We start from the raw sequence: 17,073 nt of genomic DNA, 5'->3' as shown, positions 1-17,073 counted from the left end.
GACGATTCCGCACCGCGCTGCCGGAACGCCGGCATTCCGCTGGCACCTCCGCCCGGCCGGTCAGACCTCGGCGATCCGGCCGGCGAGCTCCCGGTACCCGACCGGATCGCCGCACAGCCGCTGCACGGCGGCCAGGCCCGCACTGGCCCGGCCGCCCTCCGACACGCTCGCGCGCGAGGCCACGTAGAAACTCCACTGGGCGACGTCCAACGGGTCGTACTCGGCGTGGCTGCGCGCCGTGTGCAGGGCGAACACGTAGACGTCGGCGTTGTACGACGGCTCCGCGGCGGTACCGCCCTCGGGAGTCCAGACCCGGCCGCGCAGGCGGGAGAACTGGATCCGCGACAGTTCCCGCTGACCCCAGACCTGCAGGTAGGCGCTGGTCTTGACCTCGATCCGGAGCCCGTCCGGGGCCAGCACGTCGAAGCTCTCCCACTCCGCGTTGCGCGCCGTCGCGCCGACCGCGCGGTGCACCAGGAACTCCGCCAGCAGCCCACGGGTGGTGTTGGTCCGGAGATCGGGCATCGCGTACCGCCAGAAGTCCACCACCGCACCGGCATCGGCGCCCCGGAACACCTCGCCTCCGTCGAGCGGCGCCAGTGCCGCCGGAGTCAGCCAACCGTCCGTCATCTCCCCACCCTCCCACGGGAGTCGAGCCCAATCGGCCCGCAAACGCCGGGAGGGCACACCGTTCCCGGTGTGCCCTCCCGCGCCGGCGCTCCGGCGGTACCGCCCTTGCGTCAGCGGTAGTTGACGAACTGCAGCGCGAATTCCAGGTCCTTGCCCTTCAGCAGGGCCTGCACCGTCTGCAGGTCGTCACGCGACTTCGAGGTGACCCGCAGCTCGTCGCCCTGCACCTGGGCCTTGACGCCCTTGGGGCCCTCGTCGCGGATGATCTTCGCCACCTTCTTGGCATCCTCGGTGGTGATGCCCTCCTTGATGTCGGCGAAGATCTTGTACTCCTTGCCGGACAGCTGCGGCTCCGCCGCGTCCAGCGCCTTCAGCGACAGCCCGCGCTTCACGAACTTGGTCTGCAGCACGTCCAGGATCGCCCGGACCCGCTCCTCGCCGTTGGCCTTCATCTCGATCTTCTCGCCGGTCCGCTTGATCTCGGCGCCCACGTTCTTGAAGTCGAAGCGGGTGGCGATCTCGCGGGAGGTCTGGTTGATCGCGTTGTCGACCTCCTGCCACTCGACCTTCGAGACGATGTCGAAACTGGAGTCGGCCATGGGTGTTGGTCTCCTTGAACTACTGGCTGCACGGTCTTCGCCACCCGCCTCCGGCGGGCGACGCCCCAGCCTATCCAGCCCCCCGCACCCCCGCCCGCAACAGCTCGCGCCCCGACCTTGATCATCACGTGACGAAACGAGTGGCAGACCACCCCCCAACATCGGGTATCGTTTACGACGTCGAACGGGGCAGCGCCCCACAAGACACCATCCCTGGCGGGTTGTCGCGCAAGCTACGCAGGTTCGAACCCTGCACCCGCCACTGGATAGTGAAACAGCCCCCGAGCTGCGGAAACGCAGAACGGGGGCTGTTTTGTTGTGCTCGAACATCGATCACGTCGGACGGTCGTTCCGAGCGGTCCGTCCCGCCCGAATCCCGGGCCTGATCAGTGGTTACGGACCAGGCGCGGACCAGAACTGCGGTGTCCCGGGGTGGGGTCGCCGCTGGAGCCGCGCGGTGACGAGCAGGTCGGCACGATCCTCGTCGCAAGAGGCGGCTAGGTTGTGGTGGCCATGCAAGGTGTGGCCATGGGGGCGGGAACACAGGGGGCTGGTGTGGCGACGGCGTGGCTGGTTCTGGCGGTGGGTGACAACCGCGAGCGCAGCGGCAACGACGGGTACGACGATGATCCGGCGCGGCACTACAGCTGGGACGAGACTGTCCCCAACAGTGGGGGACCCGCAGTCGGCGACGTGATCGCGTTGTGGGACAAGAAGACCTTGCTCGGCGTGTCGGTGATCGAGCACATCGAGCTCGGCCGGGCCGAGAAGGACCGCTACACCTGCCCGCTTCCGAACTGCGGGAAGGGCAGCTTCAAGCCGAGGAAGACGAAGCGACCGGTCTACGTGTGCAAGTGCGGGGGCACATTCGACGTGCCCGACTCGCGTCGGGAGGTAGTCACGACCTACCGCACCCGGCACGATGCCGCATGGGTCGACATGGCGGGTGTCCTGCCCGGATCGGTACTTCGGCCGATGTGCGACAAGCCCGGTACCCAGCACAGCATTCGCAGCATGCGCTGGGAGCGGCTCCAGGAAGCCCTCGCCGGTGCAGGAGTGAGCGCATCGGTGACCATCGCCGAGCAGGCCCGGCGCGCGATCACGGGTGGCCATTCCGAGCGGATCGTGCGTGCTCGGGTCGGACAGGCGGCCTTCCGTGCCCGGTTGATGGAACGGCACGGCGCGGTGTGCGCGTTCACCGGTCCCGCCCCTGCCGGCGTGCTGGAGGCTGCGCACCTGTACAGCTACGCCGCCAATGCCGAGCACCATGAAAACGGCGGCATTCTCCTGCGCCGGGACGTCCATCGCCTCTTCGACCTGGGACACATCGCGGTCGACCCCGGCAGTCTGGTCCTCGACCTGGCGCCGGAGCTGGCCGCATACCCGACCTACGCGCCCCTGCACGGCGCCGCACCGGCCGTGCCGCTTGAGCACGGGCGCGACTGGCTGGAAGCGCACTGGGCCCAGCACCGCGGCAACTGACACGACCCACGCTGCAAGCCGGGGGCAGGTGCGGCCTGCCGGCCGACAAGCGTGGGACGGCTCGTCAGCCCGGGTGGTTCTGGCGGGGGAGGGCGAGGGCCACAGTGTCGGCGAATTCGCGGACGGCGCTGGTGCGGGAGACGATTCGGCCGCAGTGGACGACGAGGCGGGAGTGGCCGCCGGCGAAGGCGCCGGTGAGGCTGTCGCCGCGGATGGCGAGGAGTTCGGCGGGGAAGCCGGCGTCGACCCGGACGGGTGGGAGGCCGAGGGTGGCGCGGGCCTGGGCGGAGACGGCGTCGTAGGCGGCTTCGGGGGAGAGCGCGCCGCCGGCGGCGAGCAGGCGGGCGGTGTCGAGGGGGTCGGCGCGGCCGACCGGGTTGGCGGCGTCGCGGAGGCTGCCCGCGCCGGCGGTGAGGGCGACCCGGGCGTGGGCCAGTTCGCGGACCAGGGACGGGCGCAGGCCGGTCGGCGGGCCTTCGAGTCCGGTGCAGCCGCCGTTCTGGGGGAGGCAGGCGACTCGCATGCCGGAGTCGGCGAGCACGGTGGAGCCGCCTGGTGGCAGCGCGCTGCACGGTCCGAGGGTGACGCGTGGGCGGTGCGGGGCCAGGGCGGCGACCAGCCGGGCGAGCTGGGCCCGGTCGGCGGCGTCGGTGTGCAGGTCGACGGGGCAGTCGGCCTCGGCGGCGGCGGACAGCAGGGTCTGGACGTAGCCGATCGGGTCGGGGTCGAGGTCGGGGCAGCCGCCGGCCGCGTCCGCGCCGAGTTTGAGGGCGTCGCGCAGTTGGGCCCGGCCGTCGGCGCCGGCCAGCCCGGTGAGCAGTCGGGGCATGGCGACGGCCTGGAGTTCGGCGAGCCCGCGCAGGGACTGACGGGCCGTGAGGACGGCCTCCAGTCGCCCGAGTCCGTGCACGTCGCCGATCCGGACGTGGGTGCGTTGGGCGGTGGCGCCGTAGCCGAGCGAGGTGAGTGCGGCTTCGGTGACCCGGCGGACCAGGTCGGCGGGCCCGTCCGGGGGCGGGGCGGGCAGTGCGGCGGAGAACGCGTTGTCGTAGTGCCCGTGCGGTTCGGCGGGGGCGGGCAGCAGCAGGTAGCCGGACAGGTCGATGCGGGCGCCGGTGGTGACGGTGGGTTGGCCGGGCAGGGCGGGCAGCGGTCCGAGGCTGCCGACGGTGCCGACGGCCTGGATCCGGTCGCCGCTGATCCGGACGTCCACCACCCGGCCGTCGGTCAGCCGGGCGCCGGTGAGCAGCAGTACCGGCCCGTGTCCGAGCGGGTTGGGGGTCGGCGGCCGGTCGCCCTCGCTGCGTTCGCCCATCGGCCCGTTCCCTCCAGTCCGGTTGACCGCCCGGCGGCCCTGGGGCCCGGTGTGCGGGGAGCCGGCCTGCGGCGTGCCCGCGAGAGAGGTCACTGACGGTCGAGCCTAGGGCGCGCCCGGCCGGGACGCTCGGACCCGGGTCGTCGCCCGTGTCGTTCGGGAGAAGCGGAGGGAGACGCGGAGGGAGGCGCCGAGGGAGGGCCAGCAGGAGGGCCGGCGCAGCGGCTGGCGGGAGGGGCGTCGCGGAGGGCCGGTTCCGGTTGCGGCGCCGGTCGAACGGGTGTCGGGCGACGGCCCGTCAGTGCGGCCCCTTCGACCTGCGGAGATCGGCTGCGGATACGGATTTCACCTCTGGCCCGGAACCGTGTAATCTCTTCCTCGTTCGCCCCTATAGCTCAGTCGGTAGAGCGTCTCCATGGTAAGGAGAAGGTCTGCGGTTCGATTCCGCATGGGGGCTCTGGTGAAAGGCTCCTCGCCTCGGTGAGGGTTCGTTCATCAAAGCGGTGTAGCTCAGTTGGTAGAGCAAGCGGCTCATAATCGCTGTGTCACCGGTTCAAGTCCGGTCACCGCTACCCGCGTAGTCGATCGGGGGGGGATCACTCCCGATCGGCTACTCTTGTCTGTGTTCTTATTCGTTGTCCCAGGAAGGCACTCCCGTGGCTGCCACTGACGTCCGCCCGAAGATCACGCTGGCCTGCGTGGAGTGCAAGGAGCGGAACTACATCACCAAGAAGAACCGGCGCAACGACCCGGACCGTCTTGAGATGAAGAAGCACTGCCCGCGTTGCAACTCTCACACGGCGCACCGCGAGACCCGCTGACTTTGCCTCGACTCCAGGCCGCACCCCATCACGGGGCGCGGCCTGGAGTCATTTCTGCATGACGGATCAGCCGGACCATCGGAGGAGTTGCCCATGCCGCTCGACCCCTCGTTCACCGGGCGGACCTACCCGCCCACCGCGCCGTACGAGGTCGGCCGCGAGAAGATCCGTGAGTTCGCCGCCGCGATCGGCGACGCGAACCCGGCGTACACCGATGCCGAGGCGGCCAAGTCGCTCGGTCACCCGGATGTGATCGCCCCGCCGACGTTCCCCTTCATGCTGTCCTTCCAGGCGGCGGCGCAGGTGGTGAACGATCCGGAGCTGGGTCTGGACTACAGCCGGGTGGTGCACGGCGACCAGAAGTTCGTGTACTCCCGCCCGGCGCGCGCCGGGGACCGGCTCTCGGTGACGATCTCCATCGACGCGATCAAGTCGCTGGCCGGCAACGACGTGCTGACGGTCCGCGGCGAGGTGCACGACGCCAGTGGCGAGCACGTGGTGACGTCGATCATGACGCTGGTGGCCCGTGCCGCCGACGAAGCCGGGAAGGAGTGACCGTGGCGGTCCGCTTTGACGAGGTCCAGGTCGGCACCGAGCTGCCGGCCCGGTCGTTCCCGGTGACCCGGGCCACGCTGGTCCAGTACGCGGGGGCGTCGGGGGACTTCAACCCGATCCACTGGAACGAGAAGTTCGCGGTCGAGGTCGGCCTGCCGGACGTGATCGCGCACGGCATGTTCACCATGGCCGAGGCCGCCCGGGTGGTCACCGACTGGGTCGGCGACCCGGCCGCGGTGGTCGAGTACGGCGTCCGCTTCACCAAGCCGGTGATCGTGCCGAACGACGGCGTCGGCGCGGTGATCGAGGTCAGCGGCAAGGTCGCGGCGCTGCTGGACGACAACCGGGTCCGGGTGGACCTGGTGGCGACCAGCGAGGGCCAGAAGGTGCTGGGCATGGCCCGGGCCGTGGTCCGACTGGGCTGAACCGCCGCCCCGGCCGGCCGGGCCTGAGCCGCTCGCGCGGGGCCGCCGTCGTGCGGTGGGCGGTTACGCTGGGGCGGTGATTGAGCAGATGGACGCACCGCTGGCCCCGTTGACGACGCTGCGCCTCGGCGGCCCCGCGCGCCGGCTGGTGACGGCCGAGACGGACGCCGAGGTGGTCGCCGCGGTCCGCGCGGCCGACCGCGCGGGGGAGCCGCTGCTGGTGATCGGCGGCGGCTCCAACCTGGTGATCTCCGACGCCGGCTTCCCCGGCACCGTCCTGCGGATCGCCACCACCGGTTTCACCCTGGACGGCACGCTGCTGGAACTCGCGGCCGGCGAGGTCTGGGCGGACGCGGTGGCCCGCACCGTCGATGCGGGCCTGGCGGGCATCGAGTTCCTGGCCGGCATCCCGGGCTCCGCGGGCGCGACCCCGGTGCAGAACGTCGGCGCGTACGGCCAGGAGGTCGCCGAGACCATCACCGAGGTGGTCGCCTACGACCGCCTGCTGGGCGAGACGGTGACGCTGGCGGGCGCCGACTGCGCCTTCTCCTACCGGCACAGCCGCTTCAAGGCCGACCCGGACCGGTACGTGGTGCTGCGGGTCCGCTTCCGGCTCGCCGACGAGGGCGGGCTGTCCTCCCCGATCAAGTACGCGGAGGTGGCCCGCTCGCTCGGCGTCGAGGCCGAGCAGCGGGTGAAGCTCGCCGAGGCGCACGCCGAGGTGCTGCGGCTGCGGGCCGGCAAGGGCATGGTGCTCGACCCGGCCGACCACGACACCTGGTCGGCGGGCTCCTTCTTCACCAACCCGATCCTGACGGACGCTCAGTTCGCCGACTTCACCGCCCGGTTGGGCGAGCTGCGGGCCCCCGGCTACCCGGCCGGCGCGGGCCGCACCAAGACCTCCGCGGCCTGGCTGATCGACAACGCGGGCTTCCGCAAGGGCCACGGCTCCGGCCCGGCCACCCTCTCCACCAAGCACACCCTGGCCCTCACCAACCGCGGCTCGGCCACCACCGAGGACCTGCTCGCACTGGCCCGCGAGGTGCGGGACGGCGTGCGGGCGGCCTTCGGGGTGGACCTGGTCAACGAGCCGGTGATGGTCGGCGTCAGCCTTTAGGGTCTGTCCGGCCGTCCGACAGACGCTAGAGCGGGACCGGTTCGGCCCCGGCGAGGGCCGGTTCCTCGACCAGCCAGGCGTCGACGTCCGCCAGCAGCTCCTTGGCGACGTGCTCGGGAGCCCGCGACGACCGGATCGACTGCCGGGCCAGTTCGGCCAGTTCGGCGTCGGTGAACTCGTGCGACTCGCGGGCCAGGGTGTACTGGTCGGCCAGCCGGGAGCCGAACAGCAGCGGGTCGTCGGCGCCCAGCGCCAGCGGCACGCCGGCCTCGAACAGGGTGCGCAGCGGGACGTCCTCGGGCCGCTCGTAGACGCCGAGCGCGACGTTCGAGGCCGGGCAGACCTCGCAGGTGACCTGCCGGTCGGCGAGCCGCTGCAGCAGCCGCGGGTCCTCGGCGGCCCGCACGCCGTGGCCGATCCGGCCGGCGCCCAGGTCGTCCAGGCAGTCGCGGACCGAACCCGGCCCGGCCAGCTCCCCGCCGTGCGGCGCGGCCAGCAGCCCGCCGCTCCGGGCGATCGCGAACGCCCGGTCGAAGTCCCGTGCCAGGCCCCGCCGTTCGTCGTTCGACAGGCCGAACCCGATGACGCCCTGGTCGGCGTAGCGGACGGCGAGCCGGGCCAGCGTGCGGGCGTCCATCGGCGACTTCATCCGGTTCGCCGCGACCAGCACCCGGATGCCCACCCCGGTGGCCTCGGAGGCCTCCCGGACGGCGTCCAGGATCAGCTCAAGGGTCGGGGTGAGCCCGCCCAGCAGCGGGGCGTACGAGGTCGGGTCGACCTGGATCTCCAGCCAGCGGGAGCCGTCGGCGCGCTCGTCCTCGGCGGTCTCCCGGACCAGCCGGCGGATGTCGGCCTCGTCGCGCAGGCAGGAGCGCGCGGTGTCGTACAGCCGCTGGAACCGGAACCAGCCGCGTTCGTCGGTCGCCCGGAGTTTCGGCGGGTGGTCCGAACTGAGGGCCTCCGGCAGCCGGATGCCGTGCTTGTCGGCGAGTTCGAGCAGCGTCGCGGGGCGCATCGAACCGGTGAAGTGCAGGTGGAGATGAGCCTTCGGGAGGCTCCGGACATCACGCAGGCGATCCATTCACCGATCCTGCCGCATAACCCGCCGAAACAGGAACCGCCCCCCGCACGTCGCCCGAAGGGGTGAGGTGCGAGGGGCGGTCGAGCCGACGGGACACGCCGCGGCCCGGGTGAATCAGGCGCGGGCCTCGCCCAGCAGCTTCTGCAGCCGGCTGACGCCCTCGACCAGGTCGGCGTCGCCCAGCGCGTACGACAGCCGCAGGTAGCCCGGGGTGCCGAAGGCCTCGCCGGGGACGACCGCGACCTCGGCCTCGTCCAGGATCAGCGCGGCCAGCTCGGCGGAGGTCTGCGGGCGCTTTCCGCGGATCTCCTTGCCCAGCAGCGACTTGACGGACGGGTAGGCGTAGAACGCGCCCTCCGGCTCGGGGCAGTACACGCCCTCGATCTCGTTCAGCATCGCCACGATGGTGCGGCGGCGGCGGTCGAACGCGGTCTTCATCTCGTCCACCGCGGACAGGTCGCCGGCCACGGCCGCCAGCGCGGCGCGCTGCGCCACGTTGGAGACGTTGGAGGTGGCGTGCGACTGCAGGTTGGCGGCGGCGGCCACCACGTCCTTCGGGGCGATCAGCCAGCCCACCCGCCAGCCGGTCATCGCGTAGGTCTTCGCCACGCCGTTGACCACGATGCACTTGTCGGCGAGCTCGGGCAGCAGGGCCGGCAGCGAGGTGAACTTCGCGTCGCCGTACACCAGGTGCTCGTAGATCTCGTCGGTGAGCACCCACAGGCCGTGCTCCAGCGCCCAGCGGCCGATCGCCTCGGCCTCGGCCTCGGTGTACACCGCGCCGGTCGGGTTGGACGGCGAGACGAACAGCACCACCTTGGTGTTCGCGGTGCGGGCGGCCTCCAGCTGCGCCACCGAGACCTTGTAGCCGGTGGTCTCGTCCGAGATCACCTCGACCGGGGTGCCGCCGGCCAGCTTCACGGCCTCCGGGTAGGTGGTCCAGTACGGGGCCGGGATGATCACCTCGTCGCCCGGGTCGAGGATCGCGGCGAAGGCGTTGTAGATCGCCTGCTTGCCGCCGTTGGTCACCAGCACCTGCGAGGCGTCCACCTGGTAGCCGGAGTCGCGCAGCGTCTTGGCGGCGATCGCGGCCTTCAGCTCCGGCAGACCGCCGGCCGGGGTGTAGCGGTGGTTCGCCGGGTCCTGGCAGGCCGCGACGGCGGCGTCCACGATGTAGCCGGGGGTCGGGAAGTCGGGCTCGCCGGCGCCGAAGCCGATCACCGGACGGCCGGCCGCCTTGAGGGCCTTGGCCTTGGCGTCGACGGCGAGGGTGGCCGACTCGGCGATGGCGCCGACCCGGGCGGAGACCCGGCGGTTCGCGGGGGGGACGTTCTCGGGGGTGGGTGCGCTCATGTCTTGCATGGTCCCAGACCGCACAGCGGTCGGGCATCGCGGTTCCACCATGCGTACCGGCGCGTTCCAGCATCCGTACGCCGCTGCCGACCGGGTGACGTTCGCCCGCTGCCCGGGTGAAGCCGTCGTGCGGGTCGCGGGAAATGAGGTTCGACCAATCGACCAAGAACCCGTACACTCACTGCTCGACGGCTCCCAAGTGCGGATCCTTCGGCCGGGGTTCACCACACGGCCGGGTGGATACGGTAGGTTGGGGGCCACGACGGAGCCGCAAGGTTCCGAAGGGCACTAGCTCAATTGGTAGAGCACCGGTCTCCAAAACCGGCGGTTGGGGGTTCGAGTCCCTCGTGCCCTGCAGCTCAATTCGTGCCAAGCCCGTTCGCTCCGAAGAGCGAGCGGGCTTGATGCGGAGAGGGCCCCGCCCAGCACTGCTTTCGCCGGATCGCCCGTGCACCAGGCACGGTAGCTCCGCAGGACCCGGATTCAGGTGAGGACGAGTGACGGAGACCACGGGCTCCACCGCAACGCCTGAGAGCGGCAACCCCGAGGGGGCCGACGCGGCGGACGAGACCACCGCGGACGGCAAGCTGTCGCGGCGTGAGCGTCGGCGTGCCAACAAGGCCGACGGCGGCGAGGGTGGCAAGAAGTCCGGCAAGCGGGCCAAGAAGGGCCTGTTCGCGCGGATGGGCATCTTCTACCGCCAGATCATCGCCGAGCTGCGCAAGGTCGTCTGGCCCACTCGCAACCAGCTGATCCAGTACACCACCGTCGTGGTGACCTTCGTGATCGTGCTGATGCTGCTGGTCGCCGGTCTCGACTGGGTCTTCGCCAAGGGAGCCTTCTGGCTCTTCGGCTGACGCCCGATCAGGCCGACCGAAACCGGGATCCCCGCCGATTCCGCACCGATACTTCACCCCGACCCGGGCCGAACCTCTCGGCCCGGGTCGAGCTGTCGGCGCGAACGGCCACGGGCGACTACCGTTGAGTCGGTACTGTTGAGGTATCCGTTCCACAACCAGGAAAGAAGCAGCGACCGTGTCTGAGTCCCCCCTGTACGACGCCGACGAGACCGTCCGCGAGGCGGATGTCGCCGCCGAGCTGGACGCGGCCGAGGCTGCCGACGTCGAGGCCGCCGAGGAGATCGTTGACGGCGCGGACGGCGACGAGGACGAGGCCGAGGTCGCCGACGCCGAGGCGGGCGAGCCGGCCGAGGTCGAGGCCGTGCACGAGGTGGACGACGAGGCCGCCGAGGGCGAGCAGGCCGAAGAGGCCGAGGACGTCGTCGCCGAGGAGGTCGAGTCCGACCCCGTCGCCGAGTTCCGTGAGCAGCTGCGCCGCGCCCCGGGCGAGTGGTACGTCATCCACACCTACGCCGGCTACGAGAACCGGGTGAAGCAGAACCTGGAGCAGCGCTCCGTCTCGCTGAACGTCGAGGACTACATCTTCGAGTCCCAGGTTCCGCAGGAGGAGGTCGTCCAGATCAAGAACGGCGACCGCAAGACCATCCGGCAGAACAAGCTCCCCGGCTACGTGCTGGTGCGCATGGACCTCACCCCCGAGTCCTGGGGCGTCGTGCGCAACACCCCCGGTGTCACCGGCTTCGTCGGCAACGCCTACGACCCGTACCCGCTGACCCTGGACGAGGTCGTCAAGATGCTCGCCCCCGACGTGGAGCGCGCCGCCGCCAAGGAGGCCGGCAAGGCTTCCCCGGTGCGCCCGGTCGAGGTGCAGGTGCTCGACTTCGAGGTCGGCGACTCGGTCACCGTCACCGACGGTCCGTTCGCCACCCTGCAGGCGACCATCAACGAGATCAACCCCGACTCGAAGAAGGTCAAGGGCCTGGTGGAGATCTTCGGCCGGGAGACCCCGGTCGAGCTCTCCTTCGACCAGATCCAGAAGAACTGACCCACAGGTCTCCGGTGCCGGGGCGGGGCGAGAGCCTCCGCCCCGGCACCGTTTTGGTCCAGCGCCGCCTCAGCGGTTAGCCTGGTCCGATGTGTGTCCTGGCACTCGGGTTTCGCCCCGGGGCCGGGTACCACCAGCACTCACCTCTCGGAAGGACCCGGAGAGACATGCCTCCCAAGAAGAAGAAGGTCACGGGGCTTATCAAGCTCCAGATCAACGCCGGTGCGGCCAACCCGGCCCCGCCGGTCGGCCCCGCGCTCGGCCAGCACGGCGTCAACATCATGGAATTCTGCAAGGCGTACAACGCGGCCACCGAGTCGCAGCGCGGCATGATCGTGCCGGTGGAGATCACGGTCTACGACGACCGTTCCTTCACCTTCGTCACGAAGACCCCGCCGGCTGCGCGCCTCATCCTGAAGGCCGCGGGCATCGACAAGGGCTCCAAGGAGCCGCACAAGACCAAGGTCGCCAAGCTGACCTCGGCCCAGGTGCGCGAGATCGCCACCACCAAGATGCCCGACCTGAACGCCAACGACCTGGACGCCGCGGAGAAGATCATCGCCGGCACCGCCCGGTCGATGGGCATCACCGTCGAGGGCTGAACAGCCCGTACGTCCACCGTGGTAGGGCCAGCGCGGCCCGTGACTACCACGAACTCCATTAGTTACTAGGAGCAGCAGTGAAGCGCAGCAAGGCTCTCAAGGCCGCGGACGCCCAGGTCGACCGCACCCGGATCTACGCCCCGCTCGAGGCGGTCCGCCTCGCCAAGGCGACCTCCACCACCAAGTTCGACGGCACCGTCGAGGTCGCCATGCGTCTGGGTGTCGACCCGCGCAAGGCCGACCAGATGGTCCGCAGCACCGTCATCCTCCCGCACGGCACCGGTAAGACCGCCCGGGTCCTGGTCTTCGCGAACGGTGAGCGTGCCGAGGCCGCGCGTGCCGCGGGTGCCGACATCGTCGGCTCGGACGAGCTGATCGACGAGGTCGCCAAGGGTCGTCTGGACTTCGACGCCGTCGTCGCCACCCCGGACCTGATGGGCAAGGTCGGCCGCCTGGGCCGCGTGCTCGGTCCCCGTGGCCTGATGCCGAACCCGAAGACCGGCACCGTGACCCCGGACGTCGCCAAGGCCGTCAACGAGATCAAGGGCGGCAAGATCGAGTTCCGCGTCGACAAGCACTCGAACCTGCACCTGATCATCGGCAAGTCCTCGTTCTCGGACGAGCAGCTGGTCGAGAACTACGCCGCGGCGCTGGACGAGGTCCTCCGGGCCAAGCCGTCCGCCGCCAAGGGCCGTTACATCAAGAAGATCGCGTTCTCGACCACCATGGGCCCCGGCATCCAGGTGGACCCGAACCGCACCCGCAACCTCCTCGTCGAGGAGGACCCGGCGGCGGTCTGACCCCAGGTCAGTTCCCCACGCGGTCAACTCACCGGGCCCGCACCCCTCTTGGGGGTGCGGGCCCGGTGCCTTTCATCGCCGGCGCGACGGTCCGGGCCATCGGATAGAGTCCGAAAGTCTTTCGACATGTGAATCGGACAATGGGGGATTCTCGTGCGCGCACTGCGTACCGTTGCCGTGGCCTGCCTGGCCGCAGGACTGCTGACCGCCTGTGGCAGCTCCGGATCGAGCGGTACCGCCGCCGACACCAAGCCGGCTTCGAGCGCCTCCGCGGCGAGCGGCGGCGGCCAGGACAGTGGTCAGGGCAGTGCGACGCTCGGCTCCAAGGAGACACTGCTCGCCTCGGCCGCGGTGATGGAGAAGGCCGGCAGCGCCAAGCTCACCGTCAGCGGCAATACCGTAGGCACCGGCGAGTTCGTCTGGAAGACGCCGAAGACCTTCCTGCTCAACACCAAGGTCGACGGCACGGACAGCAAGGTCCTCTTCGTCGGCGACGTGATGTACATGGGGGTCGGTGCCGACATGGCCGAGCAGGCCGGCGGCAAGACCTGGATGAAGGTCGACTCGAAGGCCGCCGCCCAGGACACCCCGGGCGGCAGCGGCGCCGGCGGCTTCGCCTTCACCATGGAGCTGATGGACCCGGCCGTGCAGCTGGCCGTCGCCGCGCCGACCGCGATCCAGTCCGGCACCGAGACGGTGGCGGGCCAGTTCACCAAGCACTTCCGCAGCGAGGTCCCGCTGGATGCCCTGGTCGAGAAGATGTCGCTGACGCCGGAGCTGAAGACCCAGGTGCTGACCGAGCTGAAGAAGAAGGGCTCGACGGTCACCACCGAGTTCTGGATCAACGCCAAGGGCGAGCTCGTCCAGCAGCTCAGCAAGGGCCTGGCGACCGGCACCGCCAAGATCGTCTACAGCGACCTCGGCACCGTCCAGCCGACCAAGGCCCCGGCCGACTCCGAGGTCTTCTCGCTGGCCGATCTGCTGAAGCAGTGATCCCGGTCCCGTCCGGCCCGGGGTCGCCGCCGGGCCGGACGGGACGCGTGACAAGGTGGGGGAACGGAACGGACGGCCGGAAGGAGGGACCGATGGCGGCACGCGCTCGTACGGCCGCGGCCCTGCTGGCGGCAGCCCTGCTGCTGGCCGCGGCGAGCGGCTGCACCGGCTCCGGGTCGGGCGGCGGCACCGAACGGCCGACCACCCCGTCCCCGTCCACCGTGCAGGCCACGCCCACCGACCGCTCCCCGCATGGGGTGCTGCTCTCCGCCCAGCTGGCGCTGCACGAGGCCCGGCGGTCCGAGTACCGGGCCACCCTGGGGGAGGACCGGGGCAAGGGCGCGCTGTTCTGGGCGCCCAAGGCGGTGCTGCAGTACCGGGGCGAGGCGGACACCCGGAAGCTGATGGTGCTGGACACCTCCGCGTACGTGGGCGGCGACCCGCAGACCGCCGCCCGGCTCGGCGGCCCGCACTGGGAGAAGTACACCGGCGGCCGCAACCCCTACTCCGCGCTGATCGACCGGATCAACCCGGTGGTCGCCACCAACGCCGCGGCCGCCGCCGACGACCCGGTGCTGGTCGGCGAGGAGAAGCTGCTGGACACCAGCGTCGAGCACTACCGGGTCACGCTGACCGCCGCCCGGTACGCCGCCGCGCAGACCCAGCTCGACCAGGGCCGGCGGCAGGCCCTGGAGCACGCGCTCGGCCCCGGCGACGTGGTGCTCGACCTGTGGCTCAACGACCGCGACCAGCTGGTCCAGCTCCGCCGGGCCGCCGCGGAGGTGGACACCATCGGGTACGGCGAGTTCGGCAGCTCCGCGCTCTCGGTGCAGGCCCCCGCCGAGGCGGACATCGCCCCGGAGTCGGGCGCCACGGCGCCGCCGTTCCCGTAAACCTCCGCGGTCGGGCCGATTTGGACAAATCCGCTGGGACCGTTAGGCTGGCCGAGCCAAAGACCGCTGGTTGCTGCTGTTCGCCCGAAAGGGTGGACGGTGCCGAAGGATCTGCTTCGTGCAGATCGCCCGCGCAGGTTGTGGAGCAGACAAGATCTCCGGACCGTTTCACGGTTCGTCGAGGTCATGGCAAGCCCCGTGCGCCTGCGCGCCGGGGCTTTTTCGCTTCCCGGGGTCCGCGGCGTTGAATGGTCGACTTCTCGAAGGTCGGCCCGACTTCGACATCACGGAAGGAGGCGTAAGCCTATGGCCAGGCCCGACAAGGCTGCCGACGTCGCCGAGATCACGGACAAGTTCCGTGCTTCCAGCGCCGCCGTTCTGACCGAGTACCGCGGTCTCACGGTGAAGCAGCTCAAGACGCTGCGTCGCTCGCTCACCGGCAACGCCGATTACGCCGTGGTGAAGAACACGCTGACCAAGATCGCGGCCAATGAGGCCGGGATCTCCGAGCTGGACGACCTGTTCGCCGGCCCGACGGCTGTCGCCTTCGTCACCGGTGACCCGGTGGAGTCGGCGAAGGCTCTGCGTGACTTCGCCAAGGAGAACCCTGCTCTCATCATCAAGGGCGGTGTCCTTGACGGTAAGGCGCTGACCGCCGATGAGATCAAGAAGCTCGCGGACCTCGAGTCCCGCGAGGTGCTGCTCGCCAAGCTGGCGGGTGCGATGAAGGCCAAGCAGTCCCAGGCTGCCGCCGTCTTCCAGGCGCTCCCGTCCAAGCTCGTTCGCACCGTGGAAGCGCTGCGCGAGAAGGCCGAGCAGGGCGGTGCCGGTACTCCGGCTCCCGCCGAGGACGCGGAGTAACCACTTCCGTCCCAGCGGGCCCGTAAGCACGCCCGCCAATCCGTACATCCGGCACCTGCCGAATTAGTGGAAGGACGCCAATCATGGCGAAGCTCAGCACCGAGGACCTGCTCGCGCAGTTCGAGGACATGACCCTGATCGACCTCGCTGCCTTCGTGAAGGCCTTCGAGGACAAGTTCGACGTCACCGCTGCCGCCCCGGTCGCCGTTGCCGCCGCCGGTGGCCCGGCCGCCGCCGCCGAGGCTGTCGAGGAGCAGGACGAGTTCGACGTCATCCTCGACGGTGCCGGCGACAAGAAGATCCAGGTCATCAAGGAGGTGCGCGCCCTGACCTCCCTCGGCCTGAAGGAGGCCAAGGACCTCGTTGACACCGCTGGTGCCAAGGTCCTGGAGAAGGTTGCCAAGGACGTCGCCGAGAAGGCGAAGGCTCAGCTCGAGGGCGCTGGCGCCAAGGTCACCGTCAAGTGACTTTCTCCTCTCTCTGAGAGGTGCTCTTCCGGCCGGGCCGGCCACCCTTCGGGGTGGCCGGCCCGGCCTGCTTTCGTTCTGCTTCGTTCGGTTCCGTCCGGTCCACGGCGGACTCGGATCCTGTCGGTCGCCGGGGGTAGGGTGATCGCTGTCGTCGCCACCCCGTCACGGGGCGTGTGTAACGCCCGGAGCGGCTGCGACGATGGGCATTACGAGGTCCGCACCCTGGTGGGGGCCTTGACGAACAGCACGCGGCGCGCGATTCTCAAGGCGCGTGCCCAAGCGGAACCGCCTCCGATGCATATTCGGCGGTGGCGCTGGGAAGGTTCCCGGTGACGCAGGAGTGGGTGCGACGGCCCGGCCGGTGAGGGATCACTGCCCGGGTTGTCGGTTGTACGGGAGGAGCGTCCGATTCGGTCTCCGAATCAGGGCTTGCTAGCAGTGTCGCCATTGGCTACACTGTCCCTTTGCGCTGCCTATTAGCTGCTCCGTGACTCGTCGCCCGGAGTGGCCCCTGTCCTGACCTGGGGTTTTCCGCCTCGGCCAAGGCCCGGACGGTATGCGCGTAGTGAGCTCCGAGCCCTCGGAAGGACCCCCCTCTTGGCCGCGCCGCGCAACGCCTCGAACAATTCCGCATCCACCGCCCCGCTCCGCGTCTCGTTCGCGAAGATCAAGGAGCCCCTCGAGGTCCCGAACCTCCTCGCCCTGCAGACCGAGAGCTTTGACTGGCTGCTCGGCAACGCGGCCTGGAAGTCCCGGGTCGAGGCAGCCCTGGAGAGCGGTCAGGACGTCCCCACCAAGTCCGGTCTGGAGGAGATCTTCGAAGAGATCTCCCCGATCGAGGACTTCAGCGGGTCGATGTCCCTGACCTTCCGGGACCACCGTTTCGAGCCGCCGAAGAACTCCATCGACGAGTGCAAGGACCGCGACTTCACCTTCGCGGCCCCGCTCTTCGTCACCGCGGAGTTCACCAACAACGAGACCGGTGAGATCAAGTCCCAGACCGTGTTCATGGGCGATTTCCCGCTCATGACCAACAAGGGCACGTTCATCATCAACGGCACCGAGCGTGTCGTCGTGTCCCAGCTGGTGCGCTCCCCGGGTGTGTACTTCGACTCCACCCTGGACAAGGTGTCCGACAAGGACATCTTCTCCGCGAAGATCATCCCCTCCC

The 17,073-nt window shown here is 70.2% G+C and carries 18 protein-coding genes, 3 tRNA genes and 1 pseudogene; 17 read left to right on the top strand and 5 right to left on the bottom strand.

Features of this window, described 5'->3' with window-relative positions:
• Positions 1 to 60 precede the first annotated feature (60 nt).
• Together IEZ12_RS08770 and IEZ12_RS08765 are read right to left on the bottom strand one after the other, a co-directional pair.
• Positions 61 to 630 (bottom strand): hypothetical protein, encoded by a 570-nt coding sequence (locus IEZ12_RS08770; protein WP_189271500.1) that lies wholly within the window; start codon positions 628 to 630, stop codon positions 61 to 63.
• A gap of 110 nt (positions 631 to 740) precedes the next feature.
• Complete coding sequence (locus IEZ12_RS08765) at positions 741 to 1,229, bottom strand: YajQ family cyclic di-GMP-binding protein (protein ID WP_043914650.1); 489 nt, start codon at positions 1,227 to 1,229, stop codon at positions 741 to 743.
• A gap of 555 nt (positions 1,230 to 1,784) precedes the next feature.
• On the opposite strand from IEZ12_RS08765, the gene IEZ12_RS08760 reads away from it, so the two are divergent.
• Complete coding sequence (locus IEZ12_RS08760) at positions 1,785 to 2,711, top strand: HNH endonuclease signature motif containing protein (RefSeq protein ID WP_189271499.1); 927 nt, start codon at positions 1,785 to 1,787, stop codon at positions 2,709 to 2,711.
• Between the two features lie 64 nt (positions 2,712 to 2,775).
• Here the strand turns inward: IEZ12_RS08760 and IEZ12_RS08755 are convergent, their stop codons facing one another.
• A complete protein-coding gene (locus IEZ12_RS08755) occupies positions 2,776 to 4,026 on the bottom strand; it encodes an amidohydrolase family protein (protein WP_043914647.1) in 1,251 nt (416 codons plus the stop codon).
• 384 nt (positions 4,027 to 4,410) lie between these two features.
• Between IEZ12_RS08755 and IEZ12_RS08750 the strand changes: the two genes are divergently transcribed.
• The 6 genes from IEZ12_RS08750 (at position 4,411) to IEZ12_RS08725 (ending at position 6,944) form a co-directional block, all read left to right on the top strand.
• Positions 4,411 to 4,483: transfer RNA gene (locus IEZ12_RS08750), tRNA-Thr, on the top strand.
• A 42-nt stretch (positions 4,484 to 4,525) separates the two neighbouring features.
• A tRNA-Met gene (locus tag IEZ12_RS08745) sits at positions 4,526 to 4,598 on the top strand.
• 84 nt (positions 4,599 to 4,682) lie between these two features.
• Positions 4,683 to 4,847, top strand: coding sequence for a 50S ribosomal protein L33 (gene rpmG / locus IEZ12_RS08740; RefSeq protein ID WP_006604855.1), 165 nt, complete (start codon positions 4,683 to 4,685; stop codon positions 4,845 to 4,847).
• A 93-nt stretch (positions 4,848 to 4,940) separates the two neighbouring features.
• The gene (locus IEZ12_RS08735) at positions 4,941 to 5,402 is read left to right on the top strand and encodes a MaoC family dehydratase N-terminal domain-containing protein (protein ID WP_043914644.1); all 462 of its coding nucleotides are present in this window, start codon (positions 4,941 to 4,943) and stop codon (positions 5,400 to 5,402) included.
• The gene (locus IEZ12_RS08730; RefSeq protein ID WP_043914642.1) at positions 5,399 to 5,827 is read left to right on the top strand and encodes a MaoC family dehydratase; all 429 of its coding nucleotides are present in this window, start codon (positions 5,399 to 5,401) and stop codon (positions 5,825 to 5,827) included. The genes IEZ12_RS08735 and IEZ12_RS08730 overlap by 4 nt, the downstream gene beginning before the upstream one ends.
• Before the next feature lie 76 nt (positions 5,828 to 5,903).
• Positions 5,904 to 6,944 carry a UDP-N-acetylmuramate dehydrogenase gene (locus IEZ12_RS08725; RefSeq protein ID WP_189271498.1) on the top strand — a complete coding sequence of 347 codons (1,041 nt, stop codon included), beginning with the start codon at positions 5,904 to 5,906 and terminating at the stop codon, positions 6,942 to 6,944.
• Between the two features lie 25 nt (positions 6,945 to 6,969).
• Here IEZ12_RS08725 and IEZ12_RS08720 read toward each other — a convergent pair whose 3' ends face one another.
• A complete protein-coding gene (locus IEZ12_RS08720) occupies positions 6,970 to 8,025 on the bottom strand; it encodes an adenosine deaminase (RefSeq protein ID WP_189271497.1) in 1,056 nt (351 codons plus the stop codon).
• Positions 8,026 to 8,139: 114 nt separating this feature from the next.
• Positions 8,140 to 9,387 (bottom strand): pyridoxal phosphate-dependent aminotransferase, encoded by a 1,248-nt coding sequence (locus tag IEZ12_RS08715; RefSeq protein ID WP_369880213.1) that lies wholly within the window; start codon positions 9,385 to 9,387, stop codon positions 8,140 to 8,142.
• Between the two features lie 273 nt (positions 9,388 to 9,660).
• Here IEZ12_RS08715 and IEZ12_RS08710 point away from each other — a divergent pair.
• The 10 genes and pseudogenes from IEZ12_RS08710 to IEZ12_RS37980 form a co-directional block, all read left to right on the top strand.
• Positions 9,661 to 9,733 (top strand) — tRNA-Trp (locus tag IEZ12_RS08710).
• 142 nt (positions 9,734 to 9,875) lie between these two features.
• Entirely contained in the window at positions 9,876 to 10,235 is a 360-nt protein-coding gene (gene secE / locus IEZ12_RS08705) for a preprotein translocase subunit SecE (RefSeq protein WP_189271496.1), read from the top strand.
• Positions 10,236 to 10,413: 178 nt separating this feature from the next.
• Positions 10,414 to 11,283, top strand: a complete 870-nt coding sequence (gene nusG, locus IEZ12_RS08700; protein ID WP_043914634.1) for a transcription termination/antitermination protein NusG — start codon at positions 10,414 to 10,416, stop codon at positions 11,281 to 11,283.
• A gap of 167 nt (positions 11,284 to 11,450) precedes the next feature.
• A complete protein-coding gene (gene rplK, locus IEZ12_RS08695; protein WP_030457453.1) occupies positions 11,451 to 11,885 on the top strand; it encodes a 50S ribosomal protein L11 in 435 nt (144 codons plus the stop codon).
• A gap of 77 nt (positions 11,886 to 11,962) precedes the next feature.
• Positions 11,963 to 12,685: a 50S ribosomal protein L1 gene (rplA, locus tag IEZ12_RS08690; protein WP_043914633.1), complete on the top strand. Its 723-nt coding sequence runs from the start codon at positions 11,963 to 11,965 to the stop codon at positions 12,683 to 12,685.
• 153 nt (positions 12,686 to 12,838) lie between these two features.
• Positions 12,839 to 13,678, top strand: a complete 840-nt coding sequence (locus tag IEZ12_RS08685; RefSeq protein ID WP_189271495.1) for an SCO4651 family lipoprotein — start codon at positions 12,839 to 12,841, stop codon at positions 13,676 to 13,678.
• 92 nt (positions 13,679 to 13,770) lie between these two features.
• Positions 13,771 to 14,571, top strand: coding sequence for an SCO4651 family lipoprotein (locus IEZ12_RS08680; RefSeq protein WP_189271494.1), 801 nt, complete (start codon positions 13,771 to 13,773; stop codon positions 14,569 to 14,571).
• 306 nt (positions 14,572 to 14,877) lie between these two features.
• Positions 14,878 to 15,432, top strand: a complete 555-nt coding sequence (gene rplJ / locus IEZ12_RS08675) for a 50S ribosomal protein L10 (protein WP_043914630.1) — start codon at positions 14,878 to 14,880, stop codon at positions 15,430 to 15,432.
• Between the two features lie 83 nt (positions 15,433 to 15,515).
• Positions 15,516 to 15,899, top strand: a complete 384-nt coding sequence (gene rplL / locus IEZ12_RS08670) for a 50S ribosomal protein L7/L12 (protein ID WP_189271493.1) — start codon at positions 15,516 to 15,518, stop codon at positions 15,897 to 15,899.
• Between the two features lie 600 nt (positions 15,900 to 16,499).
• Positions 16,500 to 17,073, top strand: a pseudogene (locus tag IEZ12_RS37980) (DNA-directed RNA polymerase subunit beta); the annotation flags it as partial.

Origin of the sequence: Kitasatospora griseola (assembly GCF_014648555.1) — a bacterium.
Lineage (GTDB): Bacteria > Actinomycetota > Actinomycetes > Streptomycetales > Streptomycetaceae > Kitasatospora > Kitasatospora griseola.
Note: the sequence above shows the minus strand (reverse complement) of the source record. Positions and strands in the feature narration are given on the sequence as shown.

Excerpts from the sequence above, each read along its gene's own strand:
- IEZ12_RS08755 (WP_043914647.1), bottom strand. The coding sequence starts at position 4,026 with ATGGGCGAACGCAGCGAGGGCGACCGGCCGCCGACCCCCAACCCGCTC.
- rplK (WP_030457453.1), top strand. The coding sequence starts at position 11,451 with ATGCCTCCCAAGAAGAAGAAGGTCACGGGGCTTATCAAGCTCCAGATC.
- IEZ12_RS08680 (WP_189271494.1), top strand. The coding sequence starts at position 13,771 with ATGGCGGCACGCGCTCGTACGGCCGCGGCCCTGCTGGCGGCAGCCCTG.
- IEZ12_RS08765 (WP_043914650.1), bottom strand. The coding sequence starts at position 1,229 with ATGGCCGACTCCAGTTTCGACATCGTCTCGAAGGTCGAGTGGCAGGAG.
- rplL (WP_189271493.1), top strand. The coding sequence starts at position 15,516 with ATGGCGAAGCTCAGCACCGAGGACCTGCTCGCGCAGTTCGAGGACATG.
- IEZ12_RS08735 (WP_043914644.1), top strand. The coding sequence starts at position 4,941 with ATGCCGCTCGACCCCTCGTTCACCGGGCGGACCTACCCGCCCACCGCG.
- IEZ12_RS08715 (WP_369880213.1), bottom strand. The coding sequence starts at position 9,387 with ATGCAAGACATGAGCGCACCCACCCCCGAGAACGTCCCCCCCGCGAAC.
- IEZ12_RS08720 (WP_189271497.1), bottom strand. The coding sequence starts at position 8,025 with ATGGATCGCCTGCGTGATGTCCGGAGCCTCCCGAAGGCTCATCTCCAC.
- rplJ (WP_043914630.1), top strand. The coding sequence starts at position 14,878 with ATGGCCAGGCCCGACAAGGCTGCCGACGTCGCCGAGATCACGGACAAG.
- IEZ12_RS08770 (WP_189271500.1), bottom strand. The coding sequence starts at position 630 with ATGACGGACGGTTGGCTGACTCCGGCGGCACTGGCGCCGCTCGACGGA.